This is a genomic window from Streptomyces sp. NPDC107521 (genome assembly GCF_055598485.1).
Window position 1 is genome coordinate 18414 of sequence record NZ_JBVKAT010000027.1, and the last position, 21194, is coordinate 39607.

Genomic DNA, 21194 nt, shown 5'->3' on the forward strand with positions numbered 1-21194 from the left:
GAGGGGCCCGACGGCCCCGGGCGCGTGCTCGCGGTGCGCCGGGCCCCCGACCGGTCCCGGCGCCGCCCGGTCCGCCCGGTCCCGGTCCGCCCGGTCACCGGCCGCGGGGTCTCCCGCGGTCCGGCGGGCGGGGCCTATCGTCCCGGATGTGACGAGTGAAACGGATGACGGGATCGTCGTACTGGGCGGCGGGGTGATCGGGCTGACCACCGCCCTGGTCCTCGCCGAGCGGGGCCGCCGGGTGCGGCTGTGGACGCGGGAGCCCGTCGGGCGGACCACGTCGGCCGTGGCCGGGGCGCTGTGGTGGCCGTACCGGGTGGAACCGGTGGCGCTGGCCCGGCGGTGGGCGCTGCGCTCGCTCGACGTGTACGAGGAGCTGGCGGCGCGTCCCGGGGAGACCGGGGTCCGGCTGGTCGAGGGGGTCCTCGGCGAGACGGGCCGGGACGAGGTCGAGGGCTGGGCGGCGGCCCGGCTGCCGGGGCTGCGGGCGGCGACGGCCGGGGAGTACGCCGGGACGGGGCTGTGGGCCCGGCTGCCGCTGATCGACATGGCGGCCCATCTTCCGTGGCTGCGCGCGCGGCTGCTGGCGGCGGGCGGCACCGTGGAGACCCGGGCGGTGACCCGGCTGTCGGAGGCGGACGCGCCGGTGGTGGTCAACTGCACCGGGCTGGGCGCCCGGGAGCTGGTCCCGGACCCGTCGGTGCGGCCGGTGCGGGGGCAGTTGGTCGTGGTGGAGAACCCGGGCATCCGCACCTGGGTGGTCTCCACCGACCCGGTCTCGGGCGAGATGGCGTACTTCTTCCCGCAGCCCGGCCGCCTCCTCCTGGGCGGCACGGCGGAGGAGGACGCCTGGTCGGCGGAGCCGGACCCGGCGGTGGCGGCGGCCATCGTCCGGCGCTGCGCGGCGCTGCGGCCGGAGATCGCCGGGGCGCGGGTGCTGGAGCACCGGGTGGGGCTGCGGCCGGCCCGGGACACGGTGCGGCTGGAGCGCCGCGCCCTGCCGGACGGGCGGGTCCTGGTGCACAACTACGGGCACGGCGGCGGCGGGATCACCGTCGCCTGGGGCTGTGCGGAGGAGGCGGCGCGGCTGGCCGCGGGGGTCTGACGGGGCGGCGCCGGCCTGCGGCGGAGGGCGGGGGGCGGCGGGGCGGTGCCGTCGGCGACCGGGCGGTGGGCGGGCGACGGCCGGGCGGTGGCCGGGGCGCGTGCGGGGACGTGCGCCGGGGGGCGTGCGGCGGGGTGCGCCGGGGTCGTGTGGCGGCCGGATGACGATCGTGTGTCCGGTGGCACCGTCGACACGGCGGACGGCCCCGGGTCTCATTAGGCTCCGAACACCCCTACCGCCCCTACGACTTGGAGCTTACGTGCACCGCAGAATCCTCGTACCCGGCGCACTCGGCGCCGCCTCCCTGATGCTGGCGATCCCGGCCTCGGCCGCGGCCCACTCCCCCGGCGCTCCGGGCATCGGTGACCCCTACTACCCGACGTACGGCAACGGCGGCTACGACGTCTCCCACTACGACCTGCGCCTGCGGTACCAGCCGGCCACGGACCTGCTCGAGGGCACGGCGACGATCCTGGCCCGCACCACCCAGGACCTCGACCGCTTCGACCTGGACTTCCTGCTGGACGTGGAGGAGGTGCGGGTGAACGGCGCGAAGGCGTCCTTCGCCACCTCCGGCGAGCACGAGCTGGAGATCTCCCCGAAGTCCCCGCTGCGCAAGGACACGCAGGTCACCATCGTGGTCCGGTACACCGGGGTGCCCTCGTCGAAGCAGGCGTACGGCTTCACGAGCTGGCACCGCACCCCGGACGGCGGCATCGCCGCCAACGAGCCGGAGTCCGCCGCCTGGTGGTTCCCCAGCAACGACCACCCGCTGGACAAGGCCACCTACGACGTGTCGGTCCAGGTTCCGGACGGCGTTCAGGCCATCTCCAACGGCACGCTCCAGTCGACCAGTTCACGGCTCGGCTGGACCCGCTGGAACTGGCGCTCCGACAAGCCGCAGGCCACGTACCTCGCGACGCTGGCGGTCGGCCGGTTCGACCTCAGCACCGGCACCACCGAGAGCGGCATCCCCGTCATCAACGCCTACAGCAGGGACCTGGGCGCCAACGCCGGTGCCGCCCGGGCCAGCGTGGAGCGCACCGGCGAGATCGCCGACTGGCTGAGCGAGTACTTCGGGCCCTATCCGTACAACGCCGTCGGCGGCTATGTGCCCAACACCACCACCGGGTTCGCGCTGGAGACCCAGACCCGGCCGTACTACAGCCCCCGGCAGTTCGCCAACGGGTCGAACGTGTCGGTGGTCGTCCACGAGCTGGCCCACCAGTGGTACGGGGACCTCGTGTCGGTGCGGGGCTGGAAGGACATCTGGATCAACGAGGGCTTCGCCCGCTACGCCCAGTGGCTGTGGTCCGAGCACGAGGGCGAGGGGACGACACGGGAGCTGGCCGACCACGTCTACGCCACCTATCCGGCCGACTCCCCCTTCTGGACGGTGCGGCCCGGCGACCCGGGGCCGGACGACCAGTTCCACACCGCGGTCTACGACCGGGGCGCGCTGGCGGTGCAGGCGCTCCGCGAGACCATCGGTGACCGGGCGTTCTTCACCGTGCTCAAGGGCTGGCCGCGCCGGTACGCCCACGGCAACGCGTCGGTCGCGGACTTCCGCCGGTACGCCGAGGAGGTCTCCGGCAGGCCGCTGGCCGCCCTGTTCGACACCTGGCTGTTCCAGCCGTCGAAGCCGGCCGCCCGGTCCGCCCGCGCGGCCGCCCCGGCGGTGGCGCCCGCGGCGCCCGCCGAGCCCCGGTCGTGGCGCCGGATCGCCGCGACCAACACCGTCCACCAGCGCTGACGTTACGGGGGCGGGGCCCGTCGCGGCCCCGCCCCCGGGGTTCACCGTCCGGTGCGCGGGAGGTGTCGCGGCTCCCCGCGCGGCGGCGGTCAGTGTCCGTCGCTGAAGGTCTCGCCCCGCCCCGCCTTCTCCACCAGCAGCGCGGGCGGCGCGAACCGGTCGCCGTAGCGCCCGGCCAGCTCGCGGGCGCGGGCGACGAAGCCGGGCAGGCCGCCCTCGTAGCCGTTGATGTACTGGAGGACGCCGCCGGTCCAGCCGGGGAAGCCGATGCCGAACAGGGAGCCGATGTTGGCGTCGGCCACGGAGGTCAGCACGCCCTCCTCCAGGAGCCGGACGGTGTCCAGCGCCTCGGAGAACAGCATCCGCTCCTGCATGTCCCGGAACGGGACGCCGTGTCCGGGCCGGGTGAAGTGCTCGCGCAGCCCGGGCCACAGCCGGGTGCGCGTGCCGTCCTCCCCGTACTCGTAGAAGCCCGCGCCGCCGGCCCGCCCGGGGCGGCCGAACTCGTCGACCATGCGGTCGACGACCGTGTCGGCCGGGTGCTCCGTCCAGGTGCCGCCCGCCTCCTCCACGGCCCGCCGGGTCTCCTGGCGGATCCTGCGCGGGAGGGTCAGCGTCAGCTCGTCCATCAGGGCGAGCACCTTGGCCGGGTAGCCCGCCTGGGCCGCGGCCTGTTCGACGGAGGCGGGCTCGACGCCCTCGCCGATCATGGCGACGCCCTCGTCGATGAAGCGGCCGATGACGCGGGAGGTGAAGAAGCCGCGCGAGTCGTTGACGACGATGGGGGTCTTGCCGATCTGCCGCACCAGGTCGAAGGCGCGGGCCAGCGCCTCGTCGCCGGTCCGCCCGCCCCGGACGATCTCCACCAGGGGCATCCTGTCGACGGGCGAGAAGAAGTGCAGGCCGATGAAGTCGTCCTGGCGCTCGACGCCCTCGGCGAGGGCGGTGACGGGGAGGGTGGAGGTGTTGGAGCAGAGCAGGGCGTCGGGGGCGACGATGTGCTGGATCTCCTGGAACACCTTGTGCTTGAGGGCGGTGTCCTCGAACACCGCCTCGATGACCGCGTCGCACCCCGCGAGGTCGGCGGCCTCGGCGGTCGGGATGATGCGGGCCAGGAGCGCGTCGGCCCGCTCCCGGGTGGTGCGGCCCCGGGCGACGGCCCTGTCGCACAGCTTCTCGGAGTGGCCCCGGCCCCGGAGGGCGGCCTCGGGGGTGACGTCCTTGAGGACGACGTCGATGCCCGCGCGGGCGCACGCGTGGGCGATGCCGGCGCCCATCATGCCCGCGCCGAGGACGGCGACCCGGCGGACGGTGCGGGGCTCGACGTCCCGGGGGCGGCCGGCGCCGGAGTTGACGGCCTGGAGGTCGAAGAAGAACGCCTGGATCATGTTCTTCGCGGTCTGTCCGGCGGCCAGTTCCACGAAGTAGCGGGCCTCGATCACCTGGGCGGTCTCGAAGTCGACCTGGGCGCCCTCGACGGCGGCGGCGAGGACGGCGGCCGGCGCCGGGTAGGGCGCCCCGGCGGTCCGCTTGCGCAGGCCGGCCGGGAAGGAGGGCAGGTTGGCGGCGAACTTGGGGTGCGCGGGGGTGCCGCCGGGGATGCGGTACCCGGGGCGGTCCCAGGGCTGGGCGGACTCCGGGTGGGCGTCGATGAAGGCGCGGGCCCGGGCGAGCAGGTCGTCGGGGCTGTCGGCGACCTCGTCGACCAGGCCGTTCTCCAGGGCGCGGCGCGGGCTGTACTGGGTGCCCTGGAGGAGGACCTTGAGCAGGGCGTCGGCGATGCCCAGCAGCCGGACGGAGCGGACGACGCCGCCGCCCCCGGGCAGCAGGCCGAGGGTGACCTCGGGGCAGCCGATCCGGGAGCCGGGGGCGTCCAGGGCGACCCGGTGGTGGCAGGCGAGGGCGATCTCGTAACCGCCGCCGAGGGCCGCGCCGTTGAGTGCGGCGACGACGGGCCTGCCGAGGGTCTCGATGCGGCGCAGGTCGCGCTTGACGGCGAGGCCCCCCTCGAAGAGGTCCTGGGCGGTGTCGGGGGTGACGCGGATCAGGTCGCGCAGGTCGCCCCCGGCGAAGAAGGTCTTCTTGGCGGAGGTGACGATGACGCCGCGGACGGTGTCCCGCTCGGCCTCCAGGCGGTCCGCGACCGCGGCCAGGGAGTCGCGGAAGGCACGGTTCATGGTGTTCGCGGACTGGTCGGGGTCGTCGAGGACGAGGGTGACGACGCCGGTGTCGTCCCGCTCCCAGCGGATGGCGGTGGGCTCGGTGCTCATGAGGGGGTGCTCCAGGTGGTCCGTCGGGAGGGGGTCAGACGCGCTCGACGACGGTGGCGACGCCCATGCCGCCGCCGACGCAGAGGGTGGCGAGGCCGTAGCGCTTGTCCTGGCGCTCCAGTTCGTCGACGAGGGTGCCGAGGATCATCGCGCCGGTGGCCCCGAGGGGGTGGCCGAGCGCGATGGCGCCGCCGTTGACATTGATCCTGTCCAGGGAGAGCCCCATGTCCCTGGCGAAGCGCAGGACGACCGCCGCGAACGCCTCGTTGATCTCGACGAGGTCGATGTCGTCGATGGTCAGCCCGGCCCGGGCGAGCGCCTTGCGGGTGGCGGGGGCGGGGCCGGTGAGCATGATGGTGGGCTCGGAGCCGGAGACGGCGGCGGAGACGATCCGGGCCCGGGGGCGCATCCCGTTGCGCTCGCCCGCCTCGCGGGAGCCGATGGCGACGAGGGCGGCGCCGTCGACGATGCCGGAGGAGTTGCCCGCGTGGTGGACGTGGTCGATCCGCTCGATCCAGTGGTACTTCTGCAGGGCGACGGCGTCGAAGCCGCCGAGGTCCCCGATGTCCGCGAAGGACGGCTTGAGCCGGGCCAGCGAGTCGGCTGTGGTGCCGGGGCGCGGGTGCTCGTCGTGGTCGAGGACGGTCAGCCCGGCGCGGTCGAGGACGGGGACGACGGAGCGGGCGAAGCGGTCCTCCTTCCGGGCGGTGGCCGCGCGTTCCTGGGACAGGGCCGCGTACTCGTCGACGTCGCGGCGCGAGAAGCCCTCGATGGTGGCGATCAGGTCGGCGCCGATGCCCTGCGGGACGAAGCCGGTGGTCAGGTTGGTCATCGGGTCGTTGAACCAGGCGCCGCCGTCCGAGGCCATGGGGACCCGGGACATGGACTCGACGCCGCCCGCCAGGACCAGGTCCTCCCAGCCGGAGCGCACCTTGGCGGCGGCCATGTTGACGGCCTCCAGGCCCGAGGCACAGAAGCGGTTCTCCTGGACCCCGGCGACGGTGTCGGGCAGTCCGGCGGCGATGGCCGCGATGCGGGCGATGTCGGAGCCCTGGTCGCCGTGCGGGCTGACGACGCCGAGCACGATGTCGTCGACGGCGGCGGGGTCGAGGCCGGGGAAGCGGGCACGGATCTCGTGGAGGAGGCCGACGACCAGGTCGACGGGCTTGGTGCCGTGCAGGGCGCCGTCGGCCTTGCCGCGTCCGCGCGGGGTGCGGATCGCGTCGTACACAAACGCTTCGGTGGTCACGGGGTGGCCTTTCGCTGAGGGGAGCGCCCTGCGGAGTCGGGGCGGGCCGGGTCGGTGCGGAGTGCGTCGGCGCGGGGCGCGGCGGGGGCGGTGCGGGCGGAGGTGTCCGGGACGGCGGGGGCGCGCGGGTCCGGTCCGTCCGGGCGCGGGCGGTCGTCACCCGGGGCACCGTCGACCGGAGGGTCCTCGTTCGCGGGCCCGTCGCCCGGGAGGCCGCCGTCCCGGGAGAGGTCACCCGGGGAGCCGCCGTCCGGGAAGCGGCCGTCCCGGGAGCCGTCGTCGAGGAGGCCGGGCAGGTCCCAGTCCCGGGCGACCGCGGCGGTGTCCGCGCCGGGCCGGGCGGGGCCGGTGCGCACCGCGGTGGGGGTGGCGGAGAAGCGGGGGGCGGGGGCGGGCTGGGTGAGGCCGCCGTGGTCGGTGAAGGTGCCCCGGGCGGCGAGGTGCGGGTGGTGCGGGGCCTCGCGCAGCGACAGCACGGGCGCGACGCAGGCGTCGGAGTCCGCGAAGACGGCCGTCCACGCGTCCCGGGTGCGGGTGCGGAAGCGGGCGGCGACGGACTCGCGCAGCGCGCTCCAGCGGGCCGGGTCGTCGCGGTCGGCCTCGGCTCCCGTCAGCCCGAGCAGCCGGGTGAACTCGGCGTAGAAGCGCGGTTCCAGGGCGCCGACGGCCATGTGGCCGCCGTCGGCGGTCTCGTAGGTGCCGTAGAAGGGGGCACCCCCGTCGAGGAGGTTGGCGCCGCGCCGGTCCTGCCAGGCCCCGGCGGCGAGCATGCCGTGGATCATCGTGGCGAGGTGGGCGGTGCCGTCGACGACGGCGGCGTCGACGACCTGTCCGGTGCCGGTGGCGCGGGCGTGGTGGAGGGCGGCGAGGAGGCCCACCACCAGGTAGAGGGCGCCGCCCGCGTAGTCGCCGAGCAGGTTGGCCGGGGCGGCGGGCGGTGTGTCCGGGGCGCCGGTGAGACCGAGGGCACCGGTGAGGGCGATGTACCCGATGTCGTGGCCGGCCCGCAGGGCGAGGGGGCCGTCCTGGCCCCAGCCGGTCATCCGGCCGTAGACCAGGCGGGGGTTGCGGGCGTGGCACGCCGCGGGGCCGACGCCGAGGCGTTCCGCGACACGGGGGCGGTAGCCCTCGATCAGCAGGTCGGCGCGGGCGGCCAGGGCGAGGACCCGCCGGGCGCCGCCGGGCGCCTTGAGATCGACGACCACGGAGCGCTTGTTGCGGTTGGTGAGGTCGTACGCCGGGTCGACGCCGAGGACCGGCCCGCCCGGGCGGTCGACGCGGACCACGTCGGCGCCGAGGTCCGCGAGGAGCATGGCGGCGAAGGGGCCGGGGCCGATGCCCGCGAGTTCGACGACGCGCACCCCGTGGAGCGGCCCGCGCGCGACGGCCGTGGCGGGGGGCGGCGCGGGCGCGGGATGCGGCGCGGGCGCGTCGACGGGATGCGGCGCGGGCGCGGGGGGCGGCGCAGGGGCGGGGGGCGGCGCAGGGGCGGGGGGCGGCGCAGGGGCGGGGGGCGGCGCAGGGGCGGGGGGCGGCGACCCGCCGGGTCCGGCCGGGTCGCCGGGTCCGTCTGCCGTGGTCATGGGGCCCCCGTGTGTGACACCGATGAGGTAACACCTGTGATGCTAGGAACGCGTCCGGGCCGGCACAAGGCCGTGGGCGAGCAAGCGCTTAGTCCACCCGCGCCGACCGCCGCCCGGGAGCCCGTCCGAACGGGTCCGGACGCGTCCCGGTCCGGGTCCGGCGCCCCGTCCGCCCGCTCCCCACACGCTAGCCTCGGCCACCGGCGACGGCGCGCGCTGCGGACACCGGGTCCGCCGGCCGGCGTCCGCGGGGACGGCGGAGGCGGCATGGGGACGACGGACGGAGCCGGCAGGCCGTACGACATCGTGCTGTTCGGCGCGACGGGGTTCGTCGGGCGGCTGACCGCCGCCTACCTGGCGGCGCACGCGCCCCGGGGGCTGCGCTGGGCGGTCGCCGGACGCGATCCGGAACGGCTGCGGGGGCTCACCGGACGGCTGCCCGGCGGGTCCGGCGTCGGCGTCCTGCGGGCGGACGCGGACGACCCCGGCTCGCTGCGCTCCCTCGCCCGGCGGACGCGTGTCGTGGCCACCGCCGTGGGCCCCTACCTGCGTTACGGCGAGGCTCTGGTCGCCGCCTGCGCGGACGCCGGCACGGACTGCCTCGACCTCGCCGGGGAGCCCGAGTTCGTGGATCTGGTGTACCTGCGCCACGACGCCCGCGCACGGGAGACCGGGGCCCGGCTGGTGCACGCCTGCGGCTTCGACTCCGTCCCCCACGACCTGGGTGTGCGCTTCACCGTGGCGCACCTCCCGGAGGGGGTGCCGCTGACCGTGGACGGCTTCGTCAGCGCGGGCGCCGCCTTCTCCGGCGGGACCCTCGCCTCGGCGCTGGGCCAGTTCGCCCGGCCCGGCCGGATGCGGGCGGCGGCCCGGGAGCGGCGGCGGCGGGAACCCCGGCCGGCGGGCCGCCGCGTGGCGGTCCCGGTGGGGGCACCGAGGTTCGCCGGGGAGGTGGGCGCCTGGGCGCTGCCGCTGCCGACCGTCGACCCTCTGATCGTGCGCGGTTCGGCCCGCGCCCTGGAGCGGTACGGCCCCGACTTCCGCTACCGGCACTACGCGGCCGTACGGCGCCTCCCGGTGGCGGCCGGGGGTCTCGCGGCGGCGGGGGCGCTGCTGGCGGCGGCCCAGGTCCCGGCGGTGCGGCGGCGGCTGTCCGGGCTGCTCGCGCCGGGCGGCGGGCCGGACCCCGCGCGCCGGGCCGGGAGCTGGTTCCGGGTCCGCTTCGTCGGCACGGGCGGCGGACGGCGGGTGTTCACCGAGGTCTCCGGCGGCGACCCGGGCTACGACGAGACGGCGAAGATGTTCGCCGAGGCCGCGCTGGCGCCGGCCCTCGACGACCTGCCGCGGACCTCGGGGCAGGTGACCACGGCGGTGGCGATGGGCGACGCGCTCACCGCGCGCCTGACGGCGGCGGGCATCGGCTTCCGGCTGGCCGCCGTCCGCCCCGCCGCCGCCCTGCCACCCCTTTGAGGGTTCCCCTCCCGTCCACCCCTCCCACCAGGGGCCCGTGCGGCGCGGTCGGGGCGAAGTCTTCCTGGGAGCGTCCATGACACCCTTGAGGCATGGCGAAGTTCCTTCTCGAAGTCACCCTGGACGACGGCGCGGTCGCCGCGGACCCCGTCGGCGAACTCCAGCGCATCCTGCGGTACTGGGGCGGCAACCTGCACCACTACGCGCTGCGCCCCGGCGACGGCGCGGCCCTCCACGACTCCGGGTACGAGGAGGTGGGCCGCTGGAGCGTGGTGCCGTAGGCCCTACCGGGCGTCCCGCAGGGCGGCGCGGCAGAGGGCGTCGGCCCTGCGGGTGGTCTCCGGCAGCCGGTAGGAGGGGGTCAGGGCCAGCGTGTGCGCACAGGCGTTGCCGAGGCTCACCCGGTGGCCGACGGAGACGAACACCGGCTTGACGCCCGTCCGGGTGCGCACCGCCCGCCCGACCTCCTCCGCCCCGGCGAGCAGCGGCGCCGTACTGCCGCGCGGCGTGTCCGGTTCGTCGTGGGTGAAGGCGAACGGGTTCTTGGCGACGCCGATCGTGGGCAGCCCGGTGAGCACCCCGAGGTGGCTGGCGAGGCCGAAGCGGCGCGGGTGGGCGAGGCCGTAGCCGTCGCAGACCACCAGGCCGGGCGGGCAGGGCAGCGCGCCGAGGGCGGCGAGCACGGTGGGGATCTCCCGGAAGGCCAGCAGCCCCGGCACGTAGGGGAACGAGATCCGTCCCACGGCGGTGGCCTCGGCGACCACGGCCAGGGTCGAGACGTCCAGGACGACGGCCGCGGCGGCGACGACGTCCCGCTCGTCGTCGTAGGCCACGTCCACCCCGGTCACCCGGCCGGTGCCGGGCTCCGGGCCGGTCTCGTCCAGCACCACCCGGGCGCGCAGGGCGTCCTGCACGGCGCGGGCGCGCTCCTCGGTCGCGGGCCACTCGGCGGGAACACCCACCCGGGAGGTCTCGGTCGTCATGGTGGCCGCAACCCTACGGGACGGCCGCAGTAGGCTCGCGCCCATGTTCGTACTGGAGTTGTCCTACACCGCCCCGCTCGCCGCCGTCGACGCCGTGCTGGAGGAGCACGTGGCCTGGCTCGACGGCCTCTACACGCGGGGGGTGGTCCTGGCCTCCGGGCGCAAGGAGCCCCGCGACGGCGGGGTGCTCGTCGCGGTGGCGCCGGACCGGGCGGGGATCGAGGAGATCGTGGCGGGGGACCCGTTCGTCACGGCGGGTGTGTGCGCCTACCGGATCACGGAGTTCGTCGCGACGAGGACGGCGCCGGAGCTGGCCGCCCACCGGGAGACCCCGCGCTGAACGGCCCGGGCCGGGCCGCGCCGCGTCGTCCGGGCCCGGCGGGAGCGGGGACGGGAGCGGCCCGGCGGGAGCGCCTGGCCGGGTCCGGGCCAGTCCGCCGGGCCCGGGTCAGCGTTCCAGCCGGGCCACCCTGCCGCGTTCACCGGCGGCCCAGCAGCTCCGGTCCGGGGCGCAGTCGACCGTGTCGAAGGAGCCGGTGTCGACCGTGCGCCAGGTGCGGCCGCCGTCCGTGGTGAGGTCGGTGCCGGTGGGCCCGACGGCGAGGGCGGAGGTGCGGCTGTGCGGGAGCCAGGCGACGCCCGAGCGGTAGGAAGCCGGGGGCCGGGCGGCGGGCGTCCAGCCCCGGCCGCCGTCGGCGCTGCGGGCGGCGGAGCGCGGGGACGCCTGGTCGGGACGGTAGTCGCCGCCGACGGCGAGACCGTGGGCGCGGTCGCGGAAGGCGAGGGCGAAGACGCCCCGGGCCGGGTCGCCCGCCGGGACGGGCGCGTCGGACGCCTTCCAGGTCAGGCCCCGGTCGGCGGTGTGCAGCACCCGGGCGCGGGCGGCGCCGCCGGTGGCGATCCAGGCGTCCCGGGGACCGGCGGTGACGAGGCACTGGCCGCCCGCGGCGAAGGCGGCCTCGCCGTCCTGCGCGGCGGGCATGCCCCGGTCGGGCAGCACGCGCCAGGAGCGGCCGCCGTCGGCGGTGGACAGCACGCGGAACCGGCCGTCGACCGGGTCGCTCACGGCGAGCCCGTGGCGGCGGTCGAAGAAGGCCAGGCAGTCGTAGAAGGCCCGGGGGTCGGTGTTGCGGAAGGACTCGGCCCAGGTCGCCCCGCCGTCGTCGGTGCGGTAGACGCGGGAGTCCTCGCCCTCGCCGATGGTCAGGGCCACCGCGTGGCGGGCGTCGAACGCCTCGATGTCCCGGAACTGGAGCGCCCCGGCCCCGGGCGGCGAGACGTCGCGCCAGGTGGCCCCGCCGTCAGTGGTGCGCAGGACGGTGCCGCCGCTTCCGGCCGCCCAGGCGGTGCGCCGGTCGACGGCCGCGAGCCCCCGGAAGCGCGCGTCGGGGGCGCCGGTGTCCGTCAGCTCCCAGTGCGGGGAGCGGTGGGGGCCCGCCTCGGCGGGGGCGGCCGTCAGGGCGGCCAGCGCGGCGACGCACGCCGCCCCGGCGACGGCCAGCCGTACCGCGCGCCCGCCGGGGCTCCCGGCGGGATCCCCTGCGGGGTCCGGAGTGGTGCGTACCGTGCGTCGCGTGCTCCCCAAGCGCCTCATGGCGGGCGAAGCTAGCCGACCGCCCTCGGCGCCGTCCAGAGGGCCCGCCCCCGGCGACGCGCGGAGCACCGGGTACCGGAGGTGCGAACGGGCCATCGGAGCGCCACCCGAAGCGACTTGACGACACATCAGCCGAGTCGCGCCGGGCCGTCCGGCGGGGGTGGAGAGGATCACGCGGACCGCCCCGCGCATGAACGCGGTGACACAGGTCACTCGGATCCCGTGTGCACGGATCGGCCGCTTCCGGCGTCTCTTCCAGTGCCGGCCCGCACCACCCCGTCCAGCATTCCAGCCGTCACGAGGGAGCAAGGCGTTGTCCACCGTCATCGAGCAGCCCGTCGAGGCGCGCCTCGTCGCCGCCGCGCCGCGCATGCCGAGCATTCCCGCCGTCCTGCGCTACGAGCGGAGCGATCCGTTCGCCGTGAGCATGACCTTCCCGGCCCCCGCCACCCTGGAGGGCGTGGAGGTGTGCTGGGTCTTCGCCCGCGAACTGCTCGTCTCCGGGATGCGGGAGCCGGACGGCCACGGCGACGTCCGGATCCGCCCCTACGGGTACGACCGCACCGTGCTGGAGTTCCACGCCCCCGAGGGCACCGCCGTCGTCCACGTCCGCTCCGGCGAGCTGCGCCGGTTCCTGCGGGCGACGGAGGAACTGGTGCCGGCCGGGCACGAGCACCTCCAGCTCGACCTGGACCACGAACTGGCGGAGCTGATGCGCGGCACGTGCTGACGGAGGCTGTCCCGGCGGCGTGAGCCGTGCCCCCGACTGCTCGTTGGCCCTCCCGCCTCCGGTGCCCCTCCCGCTCCCAGCGCCCCTCCCGCCAGGGTTCCCTCAGGCCCGGGGCGGTTGCCCGCGTGGACGGGGCCGCGCCGCCCCGCGGTGTCCACGGAGGCACCGTGCTCCCCGCGCCGCCCGTTCCCTGGAGGACTCCGCGCCCGTCAGCCGCCGGTCGGCACCGTCGGCCGCTCCGGCTCCGCGGCCACCGCCGCCCGCAGTTCGCGCAGGGCCCTGCGGGCCGCGGGAGCCCCGGTTCCCGCGCGGGCGGTCAGCGCGTCGAGGCGACGCTCCCGGTCCGCTGCGGTCCGGCCGCCGCCGAGGGTGCGCAGTCCGGCCGCTCCCGCGAGGGCGGCGACGGCGGCGTCCCGCTCCGGGACCTCCGCCACCGGAAGCGGACCGTCCAGCACGTCGCGCACCCCCTCCCGCAGCGCCCGCGCCACCGCCGGCCGCGCCACGACGTGGTCCACCGACGGGAACACCCCGAGCACCCGCCTCCGCTCGGCGCGCAGGAACCCGTCGGCGACCAACTGCTCCCGTACGGCGTCGAAGGTCACCCGCGCGTACGGCCGCACCCAGCCGCGCCACCGGCGCGGCACGGACTCACGGACCAGTTCCAGCAGCCCGTCGAGGACCGCGTCGCCGGTGGTGTCGTCCGGTCCGGCGGGCACCGCGACACCGTCCTCGTCGACGAGGAGGCCGCGCCGGGCCAGCTCCGCGAGGGCACCGGCCCGCACCAGACGGCGCAGCCCGGCGGCATCGGCGCTCCCGGGCCGCGCGGCGTCCCAGCCCAGCAGGCAGAGCCGGGCCGGGACGGAGAGTGGGCGATCGGGCACGGGGTCTCCTCGGGATCGTGGGAACGGGGGCGGGGGCGGGGAGGTCGTCGAAGCGGGAGTCGCCGGCACGGAAGCCGCGGGCAGGGACGCCGCTGGTACGGGAGTGCCCGGCACGGAGGCCGCGGGTACGGGAGTGGCGCCGGAGGACGGGCGGCGAGGCGTGCCGGGGACGGGATCCGGGCGGGTACCCGTTCACGGGCCACCGGGACCGCCGGAACCGGCAGGACCAGCAGGACCGGCACGACCTGCAGGACCGACGGAACCGGCGGGCCCGGGCCACCGGGACCACCCGGGCACCCCGCCCCCGGGCCCGCCGGAACCGGGGTCCGGCGCCTCCGGACCCCCGCCGCCCGGCGCGCGGAAAACGCGTTGACACCGCTCCCCGCCGCCCTGCTACGTTGTAGGTGCTTCTGTTGCCGCCGATTGGAGAAGGACGTTGCTCGTCTGAGGTCCTGAGACACCGTGTCCCCCGTTCTCGTGGGGATGCCGCGTGCGACCTCGGCGTCAGAGCCGTCCTTGCGGAGCAGGATCCTTCCCGTTTCCCCACGCTCCCGGGCCTCACCTCTCTCCGGCCGACGGCGGGTCGCCGCCTCCCAGTGTCTCGATACGCGTTTGCCCCTGACCGCATCACGCAACCGCGGAGACCCCGTATGGCTCATTCCGTCACCTGTACGTCCCTCTCGTTCGCCTGGCCCGACGGCACGACCGTCTTCGAGGGACTCGACGCCGCCTTCGGCCCCGGAAGGACCGGGCTCGTCGGCGTCAACGGGTCGGGCAAGTCGACCCTGTTGAAACTGATCGCCGGCCGGCTCACCCCGGCCGAAGGAACCGTCCGCGTGGCCGGTACCGCCGGCTACCTCCCGCAGAACGTCACCCTCGACACCGCCCTGCGGGTGGACGAGGCGCTCGGCATCGCCGCCCGGCGGGCCGCGCTGCACGCCATCGAGTCCGGCGACGCCGCCGAGGAGCACTTCGAGACCGTCGGCGACGACTGGGACGTCGAGGAGCGCGCCCTCGCCACCCTCGGCGAACTCGGCCTCGGCGGCATCGGCCTCGACCGCACCGCCGGTGAGCTGTCCGGCGGCGAGTCCGTGCTGCTCCGGCTCGCGGCGCTGCTGCTGCGCCGCCCGGACGTCCTGCTGCTGGACGAACCGACCAACAACCTCGACCTCCACGCCCGGCGGCGGCTGCACGCGGCGGTCGCCTCCTGGCAGGGCGTCATGATCGTCGTCAGCCACGACCGGGAGCTGCTGGAACGCGTGGACCAGATCGCGGACCTGCGCGCGGGCTCCCTCACCTGGTTCGGCGGCAACTTCAGCGCCTACGAGGAGGCCCTCGCCGTCGAGCAGGACGCCGCCGAGCGCCTGGTCCGCGTCGCCGAGGCCGATCTGCGCAAGCAGAAGCGCGAACTGGTCGACGCCCAGGTCAAACTGGCCCGGCGCAAGCGGTACGGCCAGAAGATGCAGGAGCAGAAGCGCGAACCGAAGATCGTCATGGGGATGCGCAAGAACGCGGCCCAGCAGTCCGCGGGCAAGCACCGGATCATGCACGAGGAGAAGCTGGCCGAGGCCAGGGAGCGGCTCGACGACGCGGTGGAGGCCGTGCGGGACGACGACGAGATCCGCGTCGACCTGCCGTACACGGCGGTGCCGCCGGGCCGCTCGGTGCTGACACTGCGCGATCTGGAGCTGGCCCACGGCGCGCGCGTGACCGGCGGGTACGACCTGCACGGACCCGAGCGCATCGCCCTGGTCGGCCGCAACGGCGCGGGCAAGACGACACTGCTGCGCACCGTCGCCGGGGAGCTGGCCCCCGTCTCGGGCGAGGTGACGGCGCACGTGCCGACGCGGTTCCTGCCGCAGCGGCTGGACCTCCTGGACGCGGAGCTGAGCGTCGCGGAGAACGTGGCCCGGTTCGCGCCCGGCGCCACCAACAACCTGATCAGGTCGCGGCTGGCGCGCTTCCTGTTCCGGGGCTCCCGGGCCGACCAGAAGGCGGGCACCCTGTCCGGCGGCGAGCGCTTCCGGGCCTCGCTGGCCGCGCTGATGCTGGCCGATCCGGCGCCCCAGCTCCTGATGCTGGACGAGCCCACGAACAACCTGGACATGGCAAGCGTCCGCCAGCTCACCACGGCCCTGGAGTCCTACGAGGGCGCCCTGCTGGTGGCCAGCCACGACCTGCCGTTCCTGGCCTCGCTGGGCATCACGCGGTGGCTGCTGCTGGAGGAGGGGGAGCTGACGGAGACCACACCGGAGGCGGTCGGCGCGACGGACGACTGACGGGACCCGCACGCCCCCTTGCCGGGACTCATGTTCCGGCTCCGGCCAGGGCCCGGACCCCGGCCCTGGCCGGGCACGGGCGTGCCCCGGTGGCCCCCGCCACCGCCTCTTCCACCGCCACCGGCCCGTCCGCAAGGCCCCGGGACTCCGCGTCCCGGGACCTCACCCGTCCGCCGCTCCCTCCGGCGGCCGGGGCGGGTACGGGGCCGGACCGGCCCGCGGGACGCGGATGACCGCCGTGACGGCACGGCCGCGCCACCGGCGCCCGATCACAGGCCACGACCGGGCCGGACACGCCTCGACCGCCGGCTCTCACCGACTCACGAGAGGTGTCTCGGATGAATCGGGGGCCGTGGCCCGGCGGTCTGCGGCCCGGTTGCCCATCGGTGTCCTGCGGGGTGGCCCGGGGATCGCGGCGACGAGCGGAGTGTGCGCCTCGGGTGGGAGTGCGTGCCCCGTGCCGGGGATCCCGGTGGTGCGTGCGCCCATCTCGCCCGGGCGAGATGGTGGGGACGGTCGATGGGAAGACCGGTTCGGCGGGAGCGGAGATGACGAGGGTGGGCACTGTGGTCCCCTTCAGGTGCCCGGTGCGGTCCGGGACGGACGCGTCGGCGCGGGCATGCGCGGTGCTGGTGGCGTGGTGCCCGGTGTGCTCGATGACCCTCAGCTCCGGGGCGCGGGCGCGTACGGCGTCGAAGGGGAGCTGATCGCGACCCAGGATCCGCCAGTGCCCGACCCGGCGTTCCAACTCCGCTTCCGGACCGAGGTCCACCACGGGACGGGACCACATCTCCAGCAGGCGGGGCGCGATACCGGGGAGCTCCCTGGGCCGGATCCGGGAGGCTCACTTCAACGCCCCGGTCGGCCGACCCGTACGGCCCCAAGGTGCGGACCCCGCCGTTCCCCCCGCGCCGAACGCCCTGGCCGGGCGGTACGCCCCGGTCAGCCCGCAGGTCGGCCGGGGTGGCGGTGGCGGCCGGAAGGCAGCGGACCGCGGGACACGGCCTTGCCGGGGGCCCGCACCCCCTGACAGTCTTCCCGGCGCGCGCCCTGCGGCGGCCGGGGCCCGGGCCCCACCCGTCGACTCTGCCCGATGGACGAACCGACCAGGAGTGCCCGCCATGCCACGTACGACTCTCCGTGCGCCCCGCATGCTGCTCGCCGCCGTGGCGACGGCCGCCCTCACCCTCGCCGCGGCCCTCACCACGGCGACCGCCCCGGCCGCCGCCGCCCCAGCCACCGCCGCCGGGATCATCGCCCAGACCCCCGATGCCGGGGCCGCAGGGACCGACGGAGCCACCTCGGGCTTCTGGGCCTGCTCCGTCCCGTCCGGCTACACGTACACCTTGACCACCAGCTCCTACACCTGCTCGGGAGGCAGCTTCCGAACCACCGAGTTCTACGTCGAGCCGCCCGCCGACGGCCTCTGGGCCTGCAAGAGCGTGCCCGGCTACACGTACACCGGGGTCACGAGCAACCAGGCATGTTCCTCCGGCGGGAGCTACAAGACCAGCCAGTTCCTGCTCTACAAGCCCGTGACCGGCATGTGGGCCTGCTCCACGCCGTCCGGATTCACGTACACGGCCACCCAGCAGACCTACGCCTGCTCCGGTGACAACAGCTACACCACCACCCAATTCCTGCTGCGCGCCCTGTAGACGCCGAGGGCCACGGGTCCAGAGGCGCGCCGGCTCACGAGCCCGCCACGGGATCCGGGGCTGCCGTCGCTCGAATCCTGCCGCTGCGGGAGGAGTTCAGGGCGTCCGGCTGAAGGACGGGCCTCGGCCGTCTGCGCGGGAGACCCTTCGCGCATGGGTGGCTTGTAGTCATCTGCGCGGCTTGGTGGCGGAGGGTCGCCCTCTCAGCTCCTGACGGCCTCCGCATGTCCACGAGTGTCTCGGCCCGAAGGTCTCATCCAGTCGGACGGAACGGAGACGGAGAACGTCGAGCGGCGGTGGCCCGTGATCGTGGACGACACCGCATAGGGGCTGCCGTTCCCGCTCGCACGTGCGGCGGCCGTGACGACGCGCTTTGTCCTGGAGCGCCATCGGGTCGCGAAGTACCCGGCCCGGGCCCGGAACCCGTCGGCGCCTGCCTGGCGAGCGCTCGGCCGATGTGCGGAAGAACCAGGGCCCGCATGTGGCCGTGCCGTCCGGCTGGGCGGGCATCCTGGTTGCCGACCGGGTCACTCCGCGATGGGCAGGCACTCGGCTAGCAGGTCGGCGACGTCACGCCAGGCCCGCCGTGCGTGCCGTGGGTGGTGGCCGACGCCGGGGAGCACCGGGTGGTCGACCGGTGGGTGGTGGAAGGCGTGCAGGGCGCCGCCGTAGACCGTGAGGCGCCAGTCGACGCCCGCGGCCTGCATCTCGGCGGTGAACGCGTCCCGCTGAGCGGGCGGCATGATCGGGTCTTCCGATCCGACCCCGGCCCACACCGGGCAGCGGATGCGCGCCGTCTCGCCCGGGCGGCCCGTGGTCAGTGCGTTGACCGTCCCGATCGCGCGCAGGTCGACGCCGTCCCGACCGAGTTCCAGCGCGATGGCGCCTCCCGTGCCGTAGCCGATGGCGGCGATCCGGTCGGGGTCGGTCCTCGGCTCCGCGCGGAGCACGTCGAGCGCCGCCCGGCCGATGTCCCGCATCCGGTCGGGGTCGGCGAGCAGCGGCAGGCAACGGGCCAGCATCTCCTCGGGGTCGCCCACGTAGCGACCGCCGTGGAGGTCGAAGGCCAGCGCCACGTACCCCAGTTCGGCGAGGGCATCGGCCCGGCGGCGCTCGACGTCGCTGAGCCCCACCCCCTCGGGCCCGACCAGGACCCCGGGCCGGCGGCCGACACCGGCCGGGAGTGCGAGGTGCCCGGTCATCGTCAGTCCGTCGGCCGCATAGTCGATCGTGCGCGTTGTCACCGTCGTCATGAGCCCGGACCGTAGCGATCGTCGAGCCCGGTCGGGCCGGTGTTCTGCGGTCGGCAGAAGGGCAGCCCTCCGGCGGGTTCCGGAAGCTCCCGTCAACGGTTTCGGCCGATCCATCGAGTCCCCTTCCCGGAGTTCCCGGAGTTCCCGGAGCCCGCTTCGGCCGGGCGGTCCGGCGACGCGGTCATGCGTCACGGGGGCCAACCCCTGGTTCCGGACGTCCGGACGCCGGGCATCGCGCATGGTGTTCCGGGCGTCGCGCACGGTGTTCCTGATCGGCCCGACGGGTCGTCGGTCTCTCAATCGCCCCGCGCACACGGGAGGTTCGCCGTCGGCTCGGTCTCGAACGGCGCGGCCTCGCGGCGGTGGTCGAGGGCCCCTACTCTCCCCCGTCGGCGGAACGGAGACGGAGCTGGAAGTCGACGACGACGCAGCCGACCTCTCCGTCATCGGTGCGGCCGATCCAGACCGGGTAGGTCCCGTCACCCCGGCCCGAGCGGAAGGCGATGAGGTTCGGTTCGGGTCCCGGGCCGGGCAGTTCGACGGTGACACGGCCGTCCAGGGGGATGAACAGGTCCTCGTCCAGCCGGTCTTCGCTCACCGCCCGAGTCGCGTCCATGAAGGCCGCTGTGCCGGTGTCCACGCCCACCCCGTACAACTCGCCCTCGGCGAGCAGCCCCAGGTCCTCGTCGGGCAGGAGGGCCATCTCCCAGTCGCGGGGCGGGACGTCCAGGAGCGTCACCCTGGCCGCGGCGACACTGGGCCCGTGCGTCGTGCGCACGAGCGACAGCGTGACCGGGTACTCGCCCGGTGGCACAGCGACGGTCCGCGGGCTCTCTCCGACCCGGCCGGGGTCCGAGACCGCCAACTGCCCTGATGTGATCCGCAGCAGGCCGGCGTCGACGGGCTCGACGACGGCCGGCCCGTCCGGCGATTCGCACACGCCCGGACTGAACAGCCGCTCGATTCCGGCGGGGCGCGGCGGTCCCGATCCCTCGGCCACCGACACCTCGTTCAGGACCACGCTCGTGGCGGGCTCGTGTCCCTGCTGGGCGAGGAGCGGCACGAACACCTGCCAGTCGCCGAATTCCGGTACGGGACAGAGGAAGCCTTCGACGGGCGCCGGGAACCGCCGCACGGGGACGCCCGGCGGGTCCGACGCCCGACCCCGCGGTGGCTCCGCCGGCGCTCTCCTCGGCCCGGCGGACTCGGACCTCACCTCGACCTGCCCGTCGGCCGAGACGGTCGTGGTCTCCTGGACCTCCCACGTCCCGGACGCGTGATCCCGCTCGTCGGCGAACCGCCATCGGGTGCTCCGGTGAACCCGCAGCATCCCCGTGCTCTGCGGCTCCGTGCTCTGCGGCCCCGTGCTCTGCGACTCTGTGCTCTGCGGCTTGAGGTCGATCATCCGCACGCGCCAGGACCTGTCGTCGAACAGATACACCCGCCACATCCGGCGCGGCCAGTACTCGACCAGTGCCAGCGGCCGTTCCCGCGCGGACAGCAGAACCGCGTACTCCGTCCCGGCGGCATGTCGGCGCGCCGCGACCGCGCGCGGCATCGGGACCGGATGGCTCATCGCCTGCTGGGAACCCCACAGGTTGCCGTACGACACCTCAAGTCTGTCGAAGATCACAGCCGCGCATCCCTCCCCGTGGCGCCGGAAGCCCCCGAGCGGTCATGCTCGACGGGTGCCCCTGCCGCATCGCTCGGCTCCGTCGGAGCCGTCGTCGTGCCGCCACTCTGCCACCGGGGTGTGACACCCCGGACTCCGGAAGGCCGGCGACCCGCGCCCCCGCCCCCGGAAGGGGCGTGACCGCGACAGCGCGGAAGCATGAGGCGCGCCTCGAAGCCTCTCCTGCCGCGGACCACCGGATCCCGGAGACGATCGGCCCGGCCACCTCCGAGGTTCGGGCCGATGAACCGGAGAGCGCCCGTGACGACGGGCCGGTCGTCCGCGGGACCGGGGCGGCGGAGGCGGCGGTCAGGACAGGAGGCGAGCGGAACGACGTCACGCGCCGTTCCGGAGCCGGGCAGGGACACGCCGCGGCCGGGCCCGACGCGGACCTCGCCGACGGGCAGAGGTTCCCCGATGCGATCATGGGACTCGGTCCGGCGGAAGACGGCCACGAGCCGAGCGGGAGCCCTCCTCCTCCGTCCTCCCCGGCGTCCTCGGGAAGCGCGGCGATCCCGTCCGGACCACTGCCCCCGCCCCGGCCTCCCCGGAGCCCCGCACGGCCGCCCCGCACGGCCGCCCCGCACGGCCCCCGTACCGCGCCGGAGGCGCTCCGAGGCGGGCGCGCCACGCCGTACCGTTCCGTGGCCGCCTGCGCCCATTGCGTATCGTGCCTGGTCAGAGGCGCTTACAGCGCGCTTAACCTACGGTCTC

General features: G+C 75.7%; 16 protein-coding genes and 2 pseudogenes. 8 read left to right on the forward strand and 10 right to left on the reverse strand.

Going from position 1 to position 21194, the window contains the following annotated elements:
- Positions 1 to 148: 148 nt before the first annotated feature.
- Both ACZ7LB_RS29000 and ACZ7LB_RS29005 read left to right on the forward strand, forming a co-directional pair.
- Entirely contained in the window at positions 149 to 1105 is a 957-nt protein-coding gene (locus tag ACZ7LB_RS29000) for an FAD-dependent oxidoreductase (RefSeq protein WP_471472178.1), read from the forward strand.
- Positions 1106 to 1364: 259 nt separating this feature from the next.
- The gene (locus ACZ7LB_RS29005; RefSeq protein ID WP_471472180.1) at positions 1365 to 2858 is read left to right on the forward strand and encodes a M1 family metallopeptidase; all 1494 of its coding nucleotides are present in this window, start codon (positions 1365 to 1367) and stop codon (positions 2856 to 2858) included.
- Between the two features lie 89 nt (positions 2859 to 2947).
- Here ACZ7LB_RS29005 and ACZ7LB_RS29010 read toward each other — a convergent pair whose 3' ends face one another.
- The 3 genes and pseudogenes from ACZ7LB_RS29010 to ACZ7LB_RS29020 all read right to left on the reverse strand — a co-directional run.
- Positions 2948 to 5128, reverse strand: a complete 2181-nt coding sequence (locus ACZ7LB_RS29010) for a 3-hydroxyacyl-CoA dehydrogenase NAD-binding domain-containing protein (RefSeq protein WP_471472182.1) — start codon at positions 5126 to 5128, stop codon at positions 2948 to 2950.
- A 34-nt stretch (positions 5129 to 5162) separates the two neighbouring features.
- The gene (locus ACZ7LB_RS29015; protein WP_471472184.1) at positions 5163 to 6377 is read right to left on the reverse strand and encodes an acetyl-CoA C-acetyltransferase; all 1215 of its coding nucleotides are present in this window, start codon (positions 6375 to 6377) and stop codon (positions 5163 to 5165) included.
- 281 nt (positions 6378 to 6658) lie between these two features.
- Positions 6659 to 7738 (reverse strand): annotated as a pseudogene (locus tag ACZ7LB_RS29020) (CaiB/BaiF CoA transferase family protein); the annotation flags it as partial.
- Between the two features lie 489 nt (positions 7739 to 8227).
- On the opposite strand from ACZ7LB_RS29020, the gene ACZ7LB_RS29025 reads away from it, so the two are divergent.
- Entirely contained in the window at positions 8228 to 9430 is a 1203-nt protein-coding gene (locus tag ACZ7LB_RS29025; protein WP_471472186.1) for a saccharopine dehydrogenase family protein, read from the forward strand.
- 92 nt (positions 9431 to 9522) lie between these two features.
- On the forward strand, positions 9523 to 9711 hold the full coding sequence (locus ACZ7LB_RS29030; protein WP_161227594.1) for a hypothetical protein: 189 nt from the start codon (positions 9523 to 9525) through the stop codon (positions 9709 to 9711).
- A 3-nt stretch (positions 9712 to 9714) separates the two neighbouring features.
- Here ACZ7LB_RS29030 and ACZ7LB_RS29035 read toward each other — a convergent pair whose 3' ends face one another.
- Positions 9715 to 10413, reverse strand: a complete 699-nt coding sequence (locus ACZ7LB_RS29035; protein WP_471472188.1) for an endonuclease V — start codon at positions 10411 to 10413, stop codon at positions 9715 to 9717.
- Between the two features lie 43 nt (positions 10414 to 10456).
- On the opposite strand from ACZ7LB_RS29035, the gene ACZ7LB_RS29040 reads away from it, so the two are divergent.
- The gene (locus ACZ7LB_RS29040; protein ID WP_471472190.1) at positions 10457 to 10753 is read left to right on the forward strand and encodes a YciI family protein; all 297 of its coding nucleotides are present in this window, start codon (positions 10457 to 10459) and stop codon (positions 10751 to 10753) included.
- A gap of 108 nt (positions 10754 to 10861) precedes the next feature.
- Here the strand turns inward: ACZ7LB_RS29040 and ACZ7LB_RS29045 are convergent, their stop codons facing one another.
- A complete protein-coding gene (locus ACZ7LB_RS29045) occupies positions 10862 to 11914 on the reverse strand; it encodes a WD40/YVTN/BNR-like repeat-containing protein (RefSeq protein WP_471472282.1) in 1053 nt (350 codons plus the stop codon).
- A 406-nt stretch (positions 11915 to 12320) separates the two neighbouring features.
- Here ACZ7LB_RS29045 and ssgD point away from each other — a divergent pair, with 406 nt between their 5' ends.
- Positions 12321 to 12737, forward strand: coding sequence for a spore wall synthesis regulator SsgD (gene ssgD, locus ACZ7LB_RS29050; protein ID WP_471472191.1), 417 nt, complete (start codon positions 12321 to 12323; stop codon positions 12735 to 12737).
- A gap of 209 nt (positions 12738 to 12946) precedes the next feature.
- Here the strand turns inward: ssgD and ACZ7LB_RS29055 are convergent, their stop codons facing one another.
- Positions 12947 to 13618 carry a GOLPH3/VPS74 family protein gene (locus ACZ7LB_RS29055; protein ID WP_471472193.1) on the reverse strand — a complete coding sequence of 224 codons (672 nt, stop codon included), beginning with the start codon at positions 13616 to 13618 and terminating at the stop codon, positions 12947 to 12949.
- A gap of 650 nt (positions 13619 to 14268) precedes the next feature.
- Between ACZ7LB_RS29055 and ACZ7LB_RS29060 the strand changes: the two genes are divergently transcribed.
- Positions 14269 to 15897, forward strand: a complete 1629-nt coding sequence (locus tag ACZ7LB_RS29060; protein ID WP_471472195.1) for an ABC-F family ATP-binding cassette domain-containing protein — start codon at positions 14269 to 14271, stop codon at positions 15895 to 15897.
- 312 nt (positions 15898 to 16209) lie between these two features.
- On the opposite strand, the pseudogene ACZ7LB_RS29065 reads toward ACZ7LB_RS29060, so the two are convergent.
- Positions 16210 to 16735 (reverse strand): annotated as a pseudogene (locus tag ACZ7LB_RS29065) (alpha/beta fold hydrolase); the annotation flags it as partial.
- 283 nt (positions 16736 to 17018) lie between these two features.
- Between ACZ7LB_RS29065 and ACZ7LB_RS29070 the strand changes: the two are divergent.
- Positions 17019 to 17555 carry a hypothetical protein gene (locus ACZ7LB_RS29070; RefSeq protein ID WP_471472197.1) on the forward strand — a complete coding sequence of 179 codons (537 nt, stop codon included), beginning with the start codon at positions 17019 to 17021 and terminating at the stop codon, positions 17553 to 17555.
- 527 nt (positions 17556 to 18082) lie between these two features.
- On the opposite strand, the gene ACZ7LB_RS29075 is transcribed toward ACZ7LB_RS29070, so the two are convergent.
- From ACZ7LB_RS29075 to ACZ7LB_RS29085, 3 genes are all read right to left on the reverse strand, one after another.
- Entirely contained in the window at positions 18083 to 18808 is a 726-nt protein-coding gene (locus ACZ7LB_RS29075; protein WP_471472199.1) for a dienelactone hydrolase family protein, read from the reverse strand.
- Between the two features lie 376 nt (positions 18809 to 19184).
- Positions 19185 to 20441 carry a DUF4241 domain-containing protein gene (locus ACZ7LB_RS29080; RefSeq protein WP_471472201.1) on the reverse strand — a complete coding sequence of 419 codons (1257 nt, stop codon included), beginning with the start codon at positions 20439 to 20441 and terminating at the stop codon, positions 19185 to 19187.
- Entirely contained in the window at positions 20438 to 21142 is a 705-nt protein-coding gene (locus tag ACZ7LB_RS29085) for a DUF6000 family protein (RefSeq protein WP_471472202.1), read from the reverse strand. Before ACZ7LB_RS29085 ends, ACZ7LB_RS29080 begins: the two co-directional genes overlap by 4 nt.
- Between the last annotated feature and the right edge of the window lie 52 nt (positions 21143 to 21194).

Coding starts and splice junctions, on each gene's coding strand:
- ACZ7LB_RS29010 (WP_471472182.1), bottom strand. CDS start 5,128: ATGAGCACCGAGCCCACCGCCATCCGCTGGGAGCGGGACGACACCGGC.
- ACZ7LB_RS29025 (WP_471472186.1), top strand. CDS start 8,228: ATGGGGACGACGGACGGAGCCGGCAGGCCGTACGACATCGTGCTGTTC.
- ACZ7LB_RS29030 (WP_161227594.1), top strand. CDS start 9,523: ATGGCGAAGTTCCTTCTCGAAGTCACCCTGGACGACGGCGCGGTCGCC.
- ACZ7LB_RS29035 (WP_471472188.1), bottom strand. CDS start 10,413: ATGACGACCGAGACCTCCCGGGTGGGTGTTCCCGCCGAGTGGCCCGCG.
- ACZ7LB_RS29040 (WP_471472190.1), top strand. CDS start 10,457: ATGTTCGTACTGGAGTTGTCCTACACCGCCCCGCTCGCCGCCGTCGAC.
- ACZ7LB_RS29060 (WP_471472195.1), top strand. CDS start 14,269: ATGGCTCATTCCGTCACCTGTACGTCCCTCTCGTTCGCCTGGCCCGAC.
- ACZ7LB_RS29070 (WP_471472197.1), top strand. CDS start 17,019: ATGCCACGTACGACTCTCCGTGCGCCCCGCATGCTGCTCGCCGCCGTG.
- ACZ7LB_RS29075 (WP_471472199.1), bottom strand. CDS start 18,808: ATGACGACGGTGACAACGCGCACGATCGACTATGCGGCCGACGGACTG.
- ACZ7LB_RS29085 (WP_471472202.1), bottom strand. CDS start 21,142: ATGGGCGCAGGCGGCCACGGAACGGTACGGCGTGGCGCGCCCGCCTCG.